The following is a 14,441-nucleotide window of genomic DNA, read 5'->3' as shown; positions in this document are numbered from 1 at the left end:
GTCCGGCCCGGGCGGGTGCTACGCGCGGGACCGCAGCGCGGGCCTGGCCCGCCGGGCGGTCGAGGCGCGCTCGGCGAGCCTGGCGACGGTCCGGGCCTCGAACACGTCCTTGATGCCCAGTTCGACGTCCAGCTCGGTGCGGATCCGGCTGATCAGCCGGGTGACCAGCAGCGAGTGCCCGCCGAGGTCGAAGAAGCTGTCGTCGATGCCCACCGCGTCGAGCTTGAGCACCTCGGCGAACAGCGCGCAGAGCCGCTCCTCGCGCCGGTCGCGCGGCGCCCGGCCGGACCCGGCGGCCGCGTACACCGGCTCCGGGAGCGCGGCGCGGTCCAGCTTCCCGTTGGGCGTCAGCGGCAGCGCGTCGAGCACCGTCACCGCCGAGGGCACCATGTACTCGGGCAGCAGCCGCTCCAGGCCGGCTCGCAGGGCGGCCGGATCGACCGTCGCGCCCGGGCTCGCCGGCACCACGTAGGCGACCAGGCGGCGGTCGCCCTCCGCGTCGGTGTGCACCACCACGGCGGCCTGGGAGACGGCCGGATCACGGACCAGGAGCGCCTCGACCTCCCCGGGCTCGACCCGGAAACCGCGCACCTTCACCTGGGAGTCGGCACGCCCGAGGAACTCCATCACGCCGTCGCGGCGCCAGCGCACCACGTCGCCGGTGCGGTACATGCGCTCGCCGGGGGCGAACGGGCAGGCCACGAAGCGCTCGGCGGTCAGGCCCGGACGGCCGAGGTAGCCGCGGGCCAGGCCCGGCCCGGCCATGTAGAGCTCCCCGGCCACACCCGCCGGGGCGGGCCGCAGCCGCTCGTCCAGGACGTACACCCGCTTGCCCGGGAGCGGCCGACCGACCGGCAGGGTGAAGCCGGTGGTCAGGTCGTCCGGGACGGCCGTGTGGCACATGGTGAAGATCATGTTCTCCACCGGGGAGTACCCGTTGACCACCCGCAGGCCCGGCCGGTCCTGAAGCAACCGGGCGATGTGCGGCAGCGAGGCCGCCTCTCCACCGGTCATCACCTGCTCGACCCGGTCGAACATCGCCGGGTAGGAGTCGACCATGACGTTCAGCAGGCTCGCCGACAGGTGCACGGTGGTCACCCCGTGACGCCGCACCTCGGCGGCGATCACCGCCGGGTCGGGGCGCTGGCCCGGGTGCAGCACGCAGAGCCCCCCGGAGAGCAGCGGCCCGAAGAGCTCCAGCGCGAAGGCGTCCCAGGAGACCGGGGAGCACTGGAGCCAGACGTGCCGGGGCGCGAAGTCCACGAACTCCTGCCCCTGCAGCGTCGCCAGCAGCGCGCGGTGGGTCGCCACCACTCCCTTGGGGCGGCCGGTGGAGCCGGAGGTGAACATCACGCAGAACGCGTCGTCCGGCCCGGCCTCCTCCGGCACCTGCGTCCCGGACGGCCCGCTGCCCTGCGGGGCCGCCAGGCCGACCACCGGCGTGCCCAGGCCGCCGAGGTCCGCGGCGGAGCGGTCGGTGAGCACCGCGACCGCACCGGACTCCTCGATGACGGCCCGCCAGCGCGCCAGCGGGAAGTCCGGGTCCAACAGGGTGTAGGCGGCGCCCGCCTTGAGCACGCCCAGCACCGCGACGGGCAGGTCGAGGTCGCGGGCGAGCAGGACCGCCACCACCTCGCCGCGCCGCACGCCCCGCTCGCGCAGCCGCACGGCGACCCGGTCGGCCCCGGCGTTCAGCTCGCCGTAGCTCAGCGTGCGCTCGCCGCAGACCAGGGCCGGCGCGTCGGGGGCCTCGGCCGCCCGGCGTTCGACCGCTCCGTGCACGGTGGCGTCCGCGGCGACGGGCAGCCCGGCGGTGTTGCGCCGTTCGAAGGCCCGCTGGTCCTCCTCGGTCAGCAGGTCCACCGCGGAGACCCGCACCTCGGGGTCGGCGGCGACGGTGGCGAGCAGCCGGTTCATGCCGTCGGCCAGCCACCGCGTGGTCGCCGGGTCGAACAGGTCGTTGGCGGTGACCAGCATGCCGTCCATGCCCAGGGCCGCGCCGTCCGGGCCGAACGACTCCTTGAAGTCGACGGTCAGGTCGAACTTCGCGCCGTCGTCGGTGAGCAGCCACCACTCGGCGCCCAGGCCCGGGAGTTCGACGGCGGGGTCGGACTCGCCCTGCACCAGCAGGGTGACCTGGTACAGCGGGTTGCGGGCGAGGTTCCGCTCCGGGTTGAGCTCTTCCACCACCCGCTCGAACGGCACGTCCTGGTGGTCGAAGGCCTCCAGGTCGGCGTCCCGGACGCGTTCGACCAGCCGGCGGAACTCCGGGTCGCCCGAGGCGTCGGTGCGCAGCACCAGGGTGTTGACGAAGAACCCGACCAGGTCGGTCAGCGCCTCGTCGGTGCGGCCGGCCACCGGGGTGCCGATCGGGAGGTCCTGACCGGCGCCGATCCGGGAGAGCAAAACGGCCGTGGCGGCCTGGAGCACCATGAACATGGTCGCGCCGCACTCCCGGGCCACGTCGTTCAGGGCCCGGTGGGTGGCCGGGCCGACCCGGAACTCGACCGCGGTGCCCTCGTGGCTCGGCTCGGCCCTCCGGGGCCGGTCGACCGGCAGCGCCAGCTCCTCCGGCGCTCCCGCCAATGTGCGCTTCCAGTAGGCGAGCTGACGGCTTATCAGGCTCTCGGGGTCGTCCTCGGCGCCGAGCAGGTCACGCTGCCACAGGGTGTAGTCGGAGTACCGGGCCGGCAGCGGCTCCCAGGCGGGGGAGGTGCCCGCCTTCCGGGCGGCGTACGCGGTACCGAGGTCCCGCAGGGTCGGACCCAGCGACCCTGCGTCGGTGGCGATGTGGTGGGTGACCAGCAGCAGCACGTGCTCGTCCGGGGCCACGACGTACAGGTAGGCCCGCAGCGGCAGTTCGGCCGACAGGTCGAAGCCCTGCTGCGCGGCGGCGGCCATCGTCTTGTCCAGGTCGGCGGCGGCGCAGTGCCGGACGGCGAGGGGGATCCGCACCTCGTCCGCGTCCACGATCCGCTGGCCGGGCTCGCCGTCCACCTCGGGGTAGAAGGTCCGCAGCGGTTCGTGCCGGGCGGCCAGGTCGGTCAGCGCGGCGTCCAGGGCGGCGGTGTCCAGTTCACCGCGGACCCGGATCGCCATCGGGACGTGGTACGAAGCGCCCGCCTCCTCCAGGCGGTTGATGAACCACAGCCGCCGTTGGGTGTAGGACAACGGGATCACAGGTGCTCCTCAGAGTTGGTCGGACGGGTGCGGCCGGCTACGCGGTGTGCAGGGCGCGCAGGGAGGCGGGGCGCAGGTCCGTCCACGCCGTCTCGATGTGGTCGAGGCACTCCTGGCGCGAGGCCTCGCCGTGGGCCACCGACCAGCCCTCGGGGACGGCGATGCTCGTGGGCCAGAGCGAGTACTGGCCCTCGTCGTTGACCAGCGCCCAGTAGCGGGCTTCGGCGTTCTCGAAGGGGTTGGACGCGGACATGGTTGACCTCCGGCGGATGCCGATTCGGAAGGGGGTGGCGGTGGAATCACCGTAGGCGCGCGGATCGGGCGCCGAGGGAATTGCGGGCGGCAGCTGACCGGCACTCAGGACGGGGTCGCTGCCGCCGTCGGGCGGAGCGTTCCGCCCGAGCCCGTACGGGCGTCAGGACAGGTGGGCCGAGCGGATCGCCGGCCGCAGGGCGATGAGGACGGCGAGGGCGTCCAGCAGCCCGTGGGCCAGGAAGGTCGTCCCCATGCCGAGGCTCTGGACCATCACGCCCATCACCATGTTGCCGAGCGAAGCGGCGACGAACAGCGGCACGTTGAGCACGGACATCACCCGGCCGCGGACCTCCTTGGCGGCCCACCGCTGGATCAGCGAGAAGAAGACGTTCCCGATGAACCCGGAGAGCATGCCCAGCCCGAGGTAGACCGCGAGCGTGGCGGGGAAGGCGGAGAGGTACCCGAGGATCCCGGTCAGCAGGGCCTGGGCGGCCAGTCCGGCGACCGCGATCAGCCCGGCCCGGCGGCGGATCGGCCACACCGAGGTCAGCAGGTAGCTGCCGGTGGCGCCGATGGTGAAGGCGGTGAGCAGCACGCCCGCGCCGGTCGCGGAGCCGTGCTCCTGGGCGATCAGCACCAGGCCGATGTTGACCGGACCGGAGCAGGCCAGTTCGCTGATCCCGATGATGACGATCAGCCAGAGCAGGTCCCGCTGGGCGCCCACGTAGCTGAGGCCGAACCGGATCTCGGTGCCGAGCCGTCGGAGCCGTCCGGGTGCGGCCGGGTCGCGTTCGGCGGCCGGCCCCGGTTCGGCCGGCTCCGCGGCCCTGATCCGTTTGACCGGCCCGGTCATCCGTACGGCCAGCGCGGAGACCGCGAAGCTGACCGCGTCGAAGACGGCCACCGCCGCGAACCCGCCCGCGGCCATCAGTGCCGCCCCGATCGGGCCACCGGCCGCCTGTCCGCCGCGCGAGCCGAGCAGGAAGATCGAGTTGCCCCGGAGCATCTGGTCCGGTGGGAGCAGTTCGGGCCGCAGCGCTCCCGAGGCCGGGTCGAAGAAGGCACCGAGCACGGTCAGTGCAACGAGCACCGCGATGATCGCCGGGATCGGCAGGTCAACGGTGAACGCGGCCACGCCGGCGACCAGCAGGACGGCGCAGCGCAGCACGTCGGCGGTGAACATGACCCGGCGGTGCCCCACCCGGTCGGCGACCGCCCCGCCGACCAGCAGTCCCGCGAGCTGCGGGAGCGAGCAGAGCGAGAGGATCGTGCCCGCGACGGCCGGGGAGACCAGGTCGGTGAGGGCGACGGTCACCCCGACGAACCAGGCGGCGTCGCCGAGCGAGGAGAGCCCGGCGGAGGCCGCGAACCCGAGGTAGCCGGGCTGGGTCGGTTTCCGGAAGGTGTACTCGGGCGTCTCCGGGGCCGCCACCGTGGTGGTGTCAGACATGCCGGTCCTCCCTCTCGGACGTCGCGGCGTCCGCTCCAGCGGTGGCGGGTCCCTGGTCGAGCCAGAGGTCCGCCGGTCCGAGGTCGCCCGGGCGGTAGACGCCCAGCGCGCTGATCAGCATGCGCAGTTCGAGGGCCAGGCAGTCCAGCAGCCGGACCAGGCCCTCGTCCGGGTCCTCGTCGGCGGCGAGCAGGGCGGCGCGGCCCAGGCCGACCGCGGTGGCGCCGAGGGCGAGTGCCTTGACCGCCCGGGCGCCCTCCCACATCCGGCCGGAAGCCAGCAGGCAGCCGGCCGGGCGGCCGATGCGGCGCAGGCACTCGGCCAGCGGCAGCCCGACGTGGTCGAGGAAGGCGTACGGGGCCCAGCCGGAGCCGCCCTCCGCGCCGTCCACGGTGACGGCGTCGGCGCCGGCCGCCCAGGCCACGGCCGCCGCGGCCGCGACGTCCCGGGCGGGCGGCAGCTTCACCCAGACCCGGGCCCGGGGGAAGTTGTTGCGCATCAGCCGGATCTGCTGGCGCAGCACCTCGTCGGTGAAGGTGCCGGGGCTGCTGCTGCGCAGCACCCGGTCGGTGCCGGGCCCGTAGACCTCCTGGAGCTGGTAGCGGTCGGCGAGCCGGGCGGCCTCGTCGCGCGGCACGACGGTCATGCCGCCGAGGCCGGGCTTGGCGCCCTGGCCGACCTTGAGCTCGAAGGCGAGCCGCCCGGACTCCAGCAGGCCCCGGGTGGAGGGGTCGCTGTAGACCAGGTTCCACACCTCGGCGTCGGCGTCCTCGGTGCTCTGCTGGACCACCACCCCGCCCAGCCCGTCGGGCAGTTCGGCGGCGTAGGCGGCGATCCGGGCGAGCATCGAGTGCCGGCCGGGCCCCTCCTGGCGCCCGTAGCCGCTGACCGGGACGACGTTCTCGCCGATCACCAACGGCAGGCCGAGCCGTCCGGCCTGGCGCGCCGCGGCGGCGCCGAGGGAGACCCCGGCGGCGGCGGTGGAGCCGAAGGCCGAGACGTAGACCGGCATCGGGGCGGTGAACCCGCCGACGGCGGTGGTGAGTTCGACGTCGGAGAAGAGCGGCTCGCGGGCCAGCTCGATCAGCTTCTCCAGACGACGCGGGACGAACACCGGCGGCACCAGGCGGGCGCGGTCCAGCGCGTCGGCCTCGTGGCCGCACGAGCCGTCGGGGCCGTACGAGCCGTCGGGGCCGTACGAGCCGTCGGGGCCGTACGAGGCGTCGTGGGAGCCGGAGCCGAGCAGGACGGCGCCGTAACGCCCCACGTCGGGGAAGGCCGCGGCGGCGCCGTGCCGGGCGCGGGCCCGTACGGCCTGCTCGGGCAGCCCGGCGGCGGAGACCGTGGTCACGGCGACACCACCCCGACCAGCTTCGGGAAGGCGCTGGCCTGCCACACCTGGTCCAGCCCCGCCACGTAGCGGGTCAGCCGCTGGATGCCCAGGCCGAAGCCGGTGCTGGCCGGAATGCCCTCACGCACCAGGTCCAGGTACCAGCCGTACTTGGCCGGGTTCTCGCCGGTCTCGCGCATCCGGGTGACGATCCGCTGGTAGTCGTACTCGCGCTCGCTGCCGCTGCACAGCTCGCCGTAGCCCTCGGGCGCGATCAGGTCGAAGTTGCGCAGCTCGCCGGGGTTCTCCGGGTTCTCGCGGTCGTAGAAGCCGCGGGAGCCCTTGGGGTAGTCGGTGACGAAGAACGGCGCGGCGGACTTCTCGGACAGCAGCGCCTCGCCCGCCCAGTCGATCTCGGCGTCCGGGCTCTGCGGGTGGCCGACCTCGTGCAGGCTCTGGACGGCGGCGGAGTGGGCCAGCCGGTCGAAGGGCCTCGGGGCGAGCAGGTCGGCGAAGGCCTGCGGGTCCCGCCCGAGGGCGGCGAGGTCCTCGCCGCCGGTGCGGACGACCTCGCCCACCATGTGCCGCAGCAGGCCCTCCAGCAGGCTCAGCACCTCCTCACGGGTGGCCCCGGCGACCTCGACGTCGAGCTGGTGGAACTCGGTGAGGTGACGGCTGGTGGAGGCGGTCTCGACCGGTTCCAGGCGGACGTTCGGCGCCACGTAGAAGATCTTGTCGAAGGCCAGCAGGGAGGCCTGCTTGTAGAGGATGGCGCTGGTCATCAGCTTGTAGCGGTGGCCGTAGTAGTCGATGTCGACCTGCTTGGCGCCGCGGTTGCCCGGGTCGGTGACCGGGCCGATGATCGGCGGCAGCAGCTCGGTGAAGCCGGCCGCGCGCAGGTGCTCCCGGGCCGCGGACAGCAGCCGGTGCTGCACGCGCAGCGCGGCGCGGGTGGTCGGGGAGGACAGGTGCTGCCCGGGCGCGGGCAGTGCGGTTCCGGCGTGTCCGTCCTGAAGTGCCATGGTTTTCCTCGGAGTTGGTATCAGGGTCGGGGTGGTCGTGGTCGTGGTCGGCAGGGCGGGGCCGGGGGCCGCCGCCGCGGAGGTGTCGAGTTCGGTGCGGTCGAAGCGCTGCCTGACGTAGGACAGCGAGGTCAGCAGCTGCGTCGAGGACATCCGGTGGGACGGGTCCGCGCCGGCGCCGCGGATCGGCATCCTCCCGACGGCCGTCCAGCGCAGCCGCCCGTCGGCGTCGATCCGGCTGCGGGCGGCGCCCCGGTTGTCGGGGTGCAGGCAGTACGGCACGTCGAGGTGGCCCCGGTCGAAGGCCAGCGGAAGGGCGCGGGTGAGGTCCTCGTCCAGGTCCAGTACCGCATCGATCAGAGCGCGGGCCTCGGCATAGGTCTCTCCCCCGTCGTCGCCGCTGCCGTCGTCGCGGGCGGGCCCGGCGCCGGGCAGCGGACGGGCACCCGCCGCGGCCCGGGAGGCCAGTTCCAGGGCCGCGGTGTTCTCGGCCACGGTCGGGATGCGGAACGCCTCCGCCGAGGTCTTGACGATCAGACGGGCCGCGCCGGAGCGCACCGCCAGTCGCGCGGAGGCGGCCAGCAGGTCGGCCGCGCCCTGCGGGGTGTACGGGTACACGCCCATGTAGGTGTAGAGCACGACGTGCCAGTGCGGGGTGGGCAGCAGTTCGGCGGCCAGCCTGCGCAGCGCGGAGACGGCTTCCTCGTCCTGCTCGGGGCTGGTCTGCTGGGCGTAGCTGAGCGAGACGTCGCGGATGCCGTGCCGGCAGAAGAACAGCGCCTCCAGCACGCTCAGCGCGACCAGCAGTGACGGCGGGCAGAGCTGGCCCATCATGCAGCCGCCGAAGGTCTCCAGGTGCGGTTCCCGGCCGGCCGTGCGCAGTTCGGCCAGCAGGTGGCAGGACTCCGCCCAGTTGGTCACCGACTCACGCAGCGGCACCCGGCCGTACGGCAGGCAGTAGGAGACCGGGCCGCCCTCGGTGGCGTGCAGTCCGGCCGCCGCGAGTGCGGAGACGATGCCCTGCGGCCGGGCCGAGCCGTGTCTGACCTGGACCGGGAAGGCGGCGCCCAGGACGCCGTCGAGCATGTCCAGGGTCACGTCGAGCGGGTGCGCCACCAGCGGGTATCCGTTGATGTGCGCCCCGGCGGCGAGGGCGGCCCGGGCGGCGTCGTGGTCGCCGATGCGGGTGTAGCTGTCCAGGGTGACGGTGCCGACGGTGACGGCCGCCGCGTCGCGGGTGGCCAGCAGTCCGGCGCGCATCGCGGCCGGGTCGGCGAAGCCCATCCGGGGCTGCACCACGAGCTGGCCGCGCGCCCGAGCGGCGGCCACGAAGCCGCCGAACCCGGAGGCAGCCCCGAGCGGCGCCGGCTCTGCGGCCGCCTGCCGCACGGCCCCCGTCACCGCCCGCTCCGGCCCGGCAGCGCGCCGACGAAGGCCTGGAGCTCCCGGGCCCCCTGCGCGTCCTCGAAGACCGCGGTGAAGCCCGCGTCCATCAGGGCCGCGGAGCGCTCGCGGTCCGCGACCCCTGCGGTGCCCAGCTTGCCGCCGATCACCACCGGCAGGGCGGCGAGCTCGGGCCGGGACCGGAGCTCCCTGATCATCCGGGCGCCGTCCTGGAAGCCGTGCCCGTTGACGCTGCTGAGCACCACCAGGTCGGGCCGGCGCCGGACGCACTCGTCCGCGAGCAGTTCCGGGGGCACGCAGGGGCCGAGGTTGGCCACCGTGTGCCCCAGCTCCTCCAGGTAGAGCTGAAGGAAGACCAGGTTCCAGGTGTGGGCGTCGGACACCACCCCGGAGACCAGCGTGCTCAGCCGCCGGCCGGCGACCCCGGCCCGAGTCTCGTACACGTCAACTCCTCGTATCCAGCCGGTCGTTCGGCCATGGGGTGACGGCCGCCGCCCGATCGGGACGGCGTTCCGCCGTGCTGTGACGTGAACCTACGCGGGCCGGTGGCCGACCAAGGGCAGTCCCTGCGGCAGCCCGGCGGAACCTTCCGCAGCGCACTGCCGCTCCTCCGACTCGCACAGGGCGCGCACCAGGTTCAGCACGGTGAAGCGGGAGCGCAGCATCCCGGAATCGCTGCGCAGCAGGCCGCGGAGGTGGAGCGCGTACACGGCCCGGACGGTCCCGGGGTCCGCCGGGGCCTGGCCCGTGCCGTCCGCCGACGTCCAGGGGCCGGGGCGGCGGGCCAGCTGCTCCAGGAGGGAGCGCTGAGGCAGCGTCAGCGAGGCTAGGCTGTCGAAGAGTTCCGCCCGGGTGGTGTCGGTGCTGCCGGGGGCCGCCGGTGAGGAAGCCAGGGTCAGCGGGTCCTGCCGGGCCAGCTCGACCAGGTCGGACGGCGGGAAGGTGAGCAGCCACTCGGCGGCGTGCTCCAGCGCGCGGGGCAGGCCGTCCAGCCGCCGGCAGATGGTGACCACGGCGTCGGCGGTCTGCGGATCGAGCCGGAAGGACGGTACGAACCTGCGGGCGTTCGACATCAGCACCCGCACCGCCGGGTACTTGCCGAGTGCCTCCGGGTCCGCCGTGCCCTCGGGGCCGTACTCCGGCGGCAGTCCGAGGGCGCCGAGCGGCACCGCGCGCAGCGGCCCGTCCGAGTCCGGCTCCGGCCGCCTGCTCGCGGCCACGATCCGCAGGCCGGGGCAGCGCCGCGACAGCGCGGCCAGGTCGGCCGGGTCCGCCGCGGGGCCGTCCACCACCAGCAGGACGTCCCGGTCGCCGACCGTCCGGGCCAGCTCCGCCGCGGCGCCCGGTTCGCCCGTCCACCAGATCGCCGGCCACTCGTAGCGCCCGTACAGCTCCCCGGCCAGTTCCTGCAGCAGCCGGGTCTTGCCCACCCCGGCCGGCCCGACCACCTTCAGGCAGCGATGCCCGTCATCGGTCAACAGTCGTACCAGCGCGTTGAGTTCTACCGTACGCCCGACCAGCGGCGTGGTCGGCGCGGGCGGCGGGGCGACCAGCGACTCCCACGGACCGGCGTCCAGCGCCTCGGGGAACGCCGCCGACTCGAACTGCTCCCGCTGCTCGGCACTGAGTCGCAGCACCTCCGCCAGCAGCCGTACCGTCTCCCGTCGCGGCCGCAGCGCCCCGCCCCGCTCCAGGTTCCGTACCGCGCGCACGCTCAGGGTGGCCAAATCGGCCAGCTCCCGTTGCGTCAACCCCCGGCGCTTGCGGTGCCCGTGCAACATCTCCCCGAAAAGCATCGTCCCGGATCCCTCCCCGCACACAGTCAATGACCTTCAGTTCCGACAACGCGCCTCGGAAACCGGGGGTTCAATGGCTGAACTGCAAGGATGCCCGCAGCGGCGGAACCAGACGAACACGGAGAGTTGCGAAACAACCGCCCGAGCGGACCGCCGAGCGCACTGGGACGTGGACAACCGACCGTGGGGAAAGGGGAGTTCAGCGGGCCGATCGCCGAGCCCCGACCATGGGCGGCGGCGGGTCCGGGGGCGCCGACCGCGGGGCGGTCGACCGGACGGTCGGCGTCACCGGCGAGATCCGGCCATTCTCTGGTCAGATGAATAAGCGCTTGCTTAGAATCGGCACCTGCCCGTACGGACACCGAGTACGCCCTCAGGAGATGCCATGACCGACGTCAACCGCCAGATCCGCCTCGCCCGTCGACCGGTCGGCGAGGTCCGGCCGGAGGACTGGACGTACGGGGAGGAGCCCGTCGCGGTGCCCGGCGACGGGGAGTTCCTGGGGCGGACCAAGTGCATCTCACTGGACCCGGCGATGCGCGGCTGGCTGGACGACCGTCCGTCGTACCTCCCGCCGGTGGGGCTGGGCGAGGTGATGCGGGCCGGTTCGGTGGTCGAGGTGGTGGCGTCGAACCACCCGAATTTCCAGGTCGGCGACCACGTGGCGGGAGCCTTCGGGGTCCAGGACTACGCGGTGTCCGACGGCAAGGGCGCGGTCAGGGTCGACCCCGCGCTCGCGCCGCTGTCCACCTACGTCGGGGCGCTCGGAATGCCCGGGATGACGGCCTACTTCGGACTGCTGGAGGTCGGCGCGCTCAAGGAGGGCGAGACCGTGGTGGTCTCCGGTGCCGCCGGGGCGGTCGGCACCATGGTCGGGCAGATCGCCAAGGTCAAGGGCTGCCGGGTGGTCGGCATCGCCGGCGGACCGGAGAAGTGCGCCCTGCTCACCGAGGAGCTCGGCTTCGACGCGGCGATCGACTACCGGTCCGAGGACGTCCGCAAGGCGCTGCGCACCCACGCCCCGGACGGCATCGACGTCTACTTCGACAACGTCGGCGGCCCGATCCTGGACGCCGCCCTGACCAGGCTGGCGATGCACGCCCGGGTCGTCGTCTGCGGCGCGATCAGCCAGTACAACAACGAGGACGGCGTGCAGGGGCCGTCCAACTACCTGTCGCTGCTGGTGCGGCGGGCCCGCATGGAGGGCTTCGTGGTCTTCGACTACGCCCGCCGCTACGCCCAGGCGACGGCCGAGATCGCGGCCTGGATCGGCGAGGGCCGGATCAAGGTCAAGGAGCACCTGGTCGAGGGCACCGTGGCCGACTTCCCGGAGACCTTCGGGATGCTGTTCCGCGGCGAGAACACCGGCAAGCTGGTGCTGCGCCTGGTGTGACCCGGACCGGCCGGTGCGGGCTGACGGTGGCCGCCGGGGATTCCCGGCGGCCACCTCGGGGCTCAGCCGCCCGAACCGCCCAGCAACGCGTCGCGCCGCGACCGGAGCCAGGACCGCTCGGCAGCCATCTCGGCCACGTCCCCGCGGGCGAGGAAGCCCGCCCACGGTTCCTGGCCCAGCCCGCCGAGCCGTTCGATCCGCTCGGCTTCGCGCGACTGGAGTGCCTCCAGGGCGTCGAGCACGGCCGCCGGCTCGGCCCCGTAGGCGGCGCACAACGCGTGCAGCCGGCTCCGCAGGACGTGGTCGCCGGTGACCTCAGCTCGCCGCTGCTTCTCGGCGGGACGCAACGGCACGGCGTACCAAGCGAGTTGTGCGAGGTCGTCGAGGGCGTGGCCGGGCGCGGCGAAGTCCCAGTCGATGAAACCGACCAGTTCCTCGCCGTCCCAGATGGAGTTCCACGGACCGAGGTCGCCGTGCCGGATGACCATGCCGGGCCGCCACTGCTCCTCCTGGCCCCGCCACCGGGCGTCGGCCGGCGGCCGGAAGTCCCGGACGGCGTCGTGGTAGTCCCGCAGCCAGCGTCCGAGCTCAGCGACTCCGGCGGTCGACCGCAGCTTCGCCGGCCAGGGGCCGAAGGCGGGCTCGCCGTACAGCAGCGACAGCACCTCGTCGGTGCCGTCGATGCCGAGCAGTCGCGGGGCCCGGGTGAAACCCACCGCCTCCAGGTGGGTCAGCAGCGCGTGCACCGCGGGTGTCCACTCCCCCACCGGCCGGCGGATCGTTTCACCGATCCGCCGGACCGTGGTCACGCTGCCGTGGTCCGTCGCGCCGTCCTCGATCATGGCGGCAGCGTATCGGGCCCCGAACCCGGTTGACGCGCCGTCCGGACGGGTGATCGGCTTCCGCCATGAACGACAGCACGCCCGGTGCCCGGCTGCCCGCCGAGGCGGTCGCGCTCCTGGAAGCGCTCCTGGCCGCCGACACGCCCGACTGCCGCACGCTGCGCGCCCAGATCCCGCAGCTGCGGGTCACCGGCGGCTGCCCGTGTCCCTGCCCCAGCCTCGACTTCGCCGTGGAGCGCCCGGAGGCCGTGCCGACCACCTCCGTCGGCACCCGGATCGTCGCCGAGGCCACCGTGCTCGACGCCGACGGCCAACCGATCGGCGGAGCCATGGTGTTCACCACCGAGGGCCGACTGTCCAGCCTGGAGGTCTACTCCTGGGACGACCCGCCGATCACCCGCCTCCCGTTCCCCGACCGCCTCCAGCCGTAGGGGCGGAGACGGGAGCCGCTTTTCCGGCAGGAGCGGAATCGCGGCGCGTCACGTTCCGCCCGCCGGACGGCGTTCGGGCAGGGTGAGGACCCGACCGTCCCCGACCCGACCCGAAGGACCTCCATGATCTTCATCACCGTGAAGTTCCCCGTCCGTCCCGAGCTCAGCGACCAGTGGCCGACCGTCGTCCAGGAGTTCACCGAGGCCACCCGTGCCGAACCGGGCAACCTGTTCTTCGAGTGGTCCCGCAGTCTGGCGGACCCGAACGAGTACGTCCTGGTGGAGGGCTTCCGCGACGCCGAGGCCGGCCGGGCCCACGTCGAGTCGGCCCACTTCGCGCAGGCCATGGAGACGCTGTCCGGCGCGGTCGCCGCCAAGCCGAGGATCATCAGCGTCGACCTCCCCGACCGCGAGGGCTGGGACCTGATGGGAGAGCTCTCGCCCCGCGAGGACTGAGCCCGCCGCCCCTGGGGTTGGTGGTCGCCGCCGATCCGGCCACCGGCACACTGGACGGAGCACGAACGACGAGCAGGAGGAGCATCCGTCATGGCCGGGCAGACCGGGCCGCGCGCCGCCGACCGCACCCTGGAGGTGCTGGAACTCGTCGCGCAGGCGACGGCACCGGTTTCGGCCAAGGCCCTCGCCCGGGGCCTCGGCTGCGCCCTGTCGACGGTCTACACCCTCCTCACCCCGCTCACCGAGCGCGGCTACCTGGTGCGCACGGGCGGCGGCTACACCCTCGGCTACCAGGTCTCCGCCCTGCACCGTGCGTTCCAGCGGCAGGCGGGTCTGACCGACGACATCGACGGGGTGCTCGCCCGGATGCGGCAGGCCACCCGCGCCTGCGCGAACTACGTCGCCTACCAGGGCGACGGACTGGTGATCGCGGACGTGCGGACCGTCACCGCCGACGGCGAGGAGCGGCCCGAGCTCGCGGTCGGCGTCGACCCCCGATCCCACGCCTACGCGCACGGCAAGATCGCCCTGGCCGCCGCCGGGCCGGCCGCGCGCCGCCGCTACCTCGAACAGCCCGGCCTGCGCCGCTTCACCCCGCAGACCATCGCCTCCGCCGAGCGGCTCGACCAGGAGCTGCGGCGGATCCGCCGGACCGGAGTCGCCCTGGATGTCGAGGAGGCCCGCCCGGGGCTGGCCTGCCTGGCGGCCCCGGTCCTCGGCTCCGGCGGCGCCGTGATCGGCAGCGTCTCGCTGTCCGTCCGCCCCGAGGACCTGCGCGCCCGGCGGCAGCAGCTGATCACCGCCGTCAAACAAGCCGCCAGGGAGGCTTCCCAGCGGGCCTGACGCCCGTGCGCCCCCCTGCGGAACGACACCGGGCCAGCT

General features: G+C 74.0%; 12 protein-coding genes. 4 read left to right on the top strand and 8 right to left on the bottom strand.

Annotation, left to right across the window (positions count from 1 at the left end; genetic code table 11):
* Positions 1 to 18: 18 nt before the first annotated feature.
* The 7 genes from ACIRVF_RS05885 to ACIRVF_RS05855 all read right to left on the bottom strand — a co-directional run bounded on the left by ACIRVF_RS05885 (position 19) and on the right by ACIRVF_RS05855 (position 10,422).
* A complete protein-coding gene (locus ACIRVF_RS05885; protein WP_402814246.1) occupies positions 19 to 3,180 on the bottom strand; it encodes an amino acid adenylation domain-containing protein in 3,162 nt (1,053 codons plus the stop codon).
* Positions 3,181 to 3,217: 37 nt separating this feature from the next.
* A complete protein-coding gene (locus ACIRVF_RS05880) occupies positions 3,218 to 3,433 on the bottom strand; it encodes an MbtH family protein (protein WP_402814243.1) in 216 nt (71 codons plus the stop codon).
* A 162-nt stretch (positions 3,434 to 3,595) separates the two neighbouring features.
* Entirely contained in the window at positions 3,596 to 4,885 is a 1,290-nt protein-coding gene (locus tag ACIRVF_RS05875; RefSeq protein ID WP_402814240.1) for an MFS transporter, read from the bottom strand.
* Positions 4,878 to 6,236 (bottom strand): glutamate synthase-related protein, encoded by a 1,359-nt coding sequence (locus ACIRVF_RS05870; protein ID WP_402814237.1) that lies wholly within the window; start codon positions 6,234 to 6,236, stop codon positions 4,878 to 4,880. Before ACIRVF_RS05870 ends, ACIRVF_RS05875 begins: the two co-directional genes overlap by 8 nt.
* The gene (locus tag ACIRVF_RS05865) at positions 6,233 to 8,638 is read right to left on the bottom strand and encodes an amino acid--tRNA ligase-related protein (protein ID WP_402814236.1); all 2,406 of its coding nucleotides are present in this window, start codon (positions 8,636 to 8,638) and stop codon (positions 6,233 to 6,235) included. The genes ACIRVF_RS05870 and ACIRVF_RS05865 overlap by 4 nt, the downstream gene beginning before the upstream one ends.
* Positions 8,635 to 9,084 (bottom strand): cobalamin B12-binding domain-containing protein, encoded by a 450-nt coding sequence (locus ACIRVF_RS05860; protein ID WP_402814233.1) that lies wholly within the window; start codon positions 9,082 to 9,084, stop codon positions 8,635 to 8,637. The genes ACIRVF_RS05865 and ACIRVF_RS05860 overlap by 4 nt, the downstream gene beginning before the upstream one ends.
* 90 nt (positions 9,085 to 9,174) lie before the next feature.
* Positions 9,175 to 10,422 (bottom strand): helix-turn-helix domain-containing protein, encoded by a 1,248-nt coding sequence (locus tag ACIRVF_RS05855; RefSeq protein ID WP_402814230.1) that lies wholly within the window; start codon positions 10,420 to 10,422, stop codon positions 9,175 to 9,177.
* A 400-nt stretch (positions 10,423 to 10,822) separates the two neighbouring features.
* Here ACIRVF_RS05855 and ACIRVF_RS05850 point away from each other — a divergent pair, with 400 nt between their 5' ends.
* The gene (locus ACIRVF_RS05850) at positions 10,823 to 11,830 is read left to right on the top strand and encodes an NADP-dependent oxidoreductase (protein ID WP_402814227.1); all 1,008 of its coding nucleotides are present in this window, start codon (positions 10,823 to 10,825) and stop codon (positions 11,828 to 11,830) included.
* Positions 11,831 to 11,892: 62 nt separating this feature from the next.
* Here the strand turns inward: ACIRVF_RS05850 and ACIRVF_RS05845 are convergent, their stop codons facing one another.
* A complete protein-coding gene (locus ACIRVF_RS05845; RefSeq protein WP_402814225.1) occupies positions 11,893 to 12,672 on the bottom strand; it encodes a phosphotransferase in 780 nt (259 codons plus the stop codon).
* A 65-nt stretch (positions 12,673 to 12,737) separates the two neighbouring features.
* Here ACIRVF_RS05845 and ACIRVF_RS05840 point away from each other — a divergent pair, with 65 nt between their 5' ends.
* The 3 genes from ACIRVF_RS05840 to ACIRVF_RS05830 all read left to right on the top strand — a co-directional run bounded on the left by ACIRVF_RS05840 (position 12,738) and on the right by ACIRVF_RS05830 (position 14,402).
* Positions 12,738 to 13,103, top strand: coding sequence for a hypothetical protein (locus tag ACIRVF_RS05840; protein WP_402814222.1), 366 nt, complete (start codon positions 12,738 to 12,740; stop codon positions 13,101 to 13,103).
* Between the two features lie 123 nt (positions 13,104 to 13,226).
* A complete protein-coding gene (locus tag ACIRVF_RS05835) occupies positions 13,227 to 13,559 on the top strand; it encodes a putative quinol monooxygenase (RefSeq protein ID WP_402814219.1) in 333 nt (110 codons plus the stop codon).
* Between the two features lie 90 nt (positions 13,560 to 13,649).
* Positions 13,650 to 14,402: an IclR family transcriptional regulator gene (locus ACIRVF_RS05830; protein ID WP_402814216.1), complete on the top strand. Its 753-nt coding sequence runs from the start codon at positions 13,650 to 13,652 to the stop codon at positions 14,400 to 14,402.
* Positions 14,403 to 14,441: the final 39 nt, after the last annotated feature.

The organism is Kitasatospora sp. NPDC101157 (genome assembly GCF_044768255.1).
Classification (GTDB): domain Bacteria; phylum Actinomycetota; class Actinomycetes; order Streptomycetales; family Streptomycetaceae; genus Kitasatospora.
Note: the sequence above shows the minus strand (reverse complement) of the source record. Positions and strands in the feature narration are given on the sequence as shown.

What these genes read in the sequence shown, in the direction of transcription:
- ACIRVF_RS05880 (WP_402814243.1), bottom strand. Translation starts at nt 3,433, where the DNA reads ATGTCCGCGTCCAACCCCTTCGAGAACGCCGAAGCCCGCTACTGGGCG.
- ACIRVF_RS05875 (WP_402814240.1), bottom strand. Translation starts at nt 4,885, where the DNA reads ATGTCTGACACCACCACGGTGGCGGCCCCGGAGACGCCCGAGTACACC.
- ACIRVF_RS05855 (WP_402814230.1), bottom strand. Translation starts at nt 10,422, where the DNA reads ATGTTGCACGGGCACCGCAAGCGCCGGGGGTTGACGCAACGGGAGCTG.
- ACIRVF_RS05850 (WP_402814227.1), top strand. Translation starts at nt 10,823, where the DNA reads ATGACCGACGTCAACCGCCAGATCCGCCTCGCCCGTCGACCGGTCGGC.
- ACIRVF_RS05845 (WP_402814225.1), bottom strand. Translation starts at nt 12,672, where the DNA reads ATGATCGAGGACGGCGCGACGGACCACGGCAGCGTGACCACGGTCCGG.
- ACIRVF_RS05840 (WP_402814222.1), top strand. Translation starts at nt 12,738, where the DNA reads ATGAACGACAGCACGCCCGGTGCCCGGCTGCCCGCCGAGGCGGTCGCG.
- ACIRVF_RS05835 (WP_402814219.1), top strand. Translation starts at nt 13,227, where the DNA reads ATGATCTTCATCACCGTGAAGTTCCCCGTCCGTCCCGAGCTCAGCGAC.
- ACIRVF_RS05830 (WP_402814216.1), top strand. Translation starts at nt 13,650, where the DNA reads ATGGCCGGGCAGACCGGGCCGCGCGCCGCCGACCGCACCCTGGAGGTG.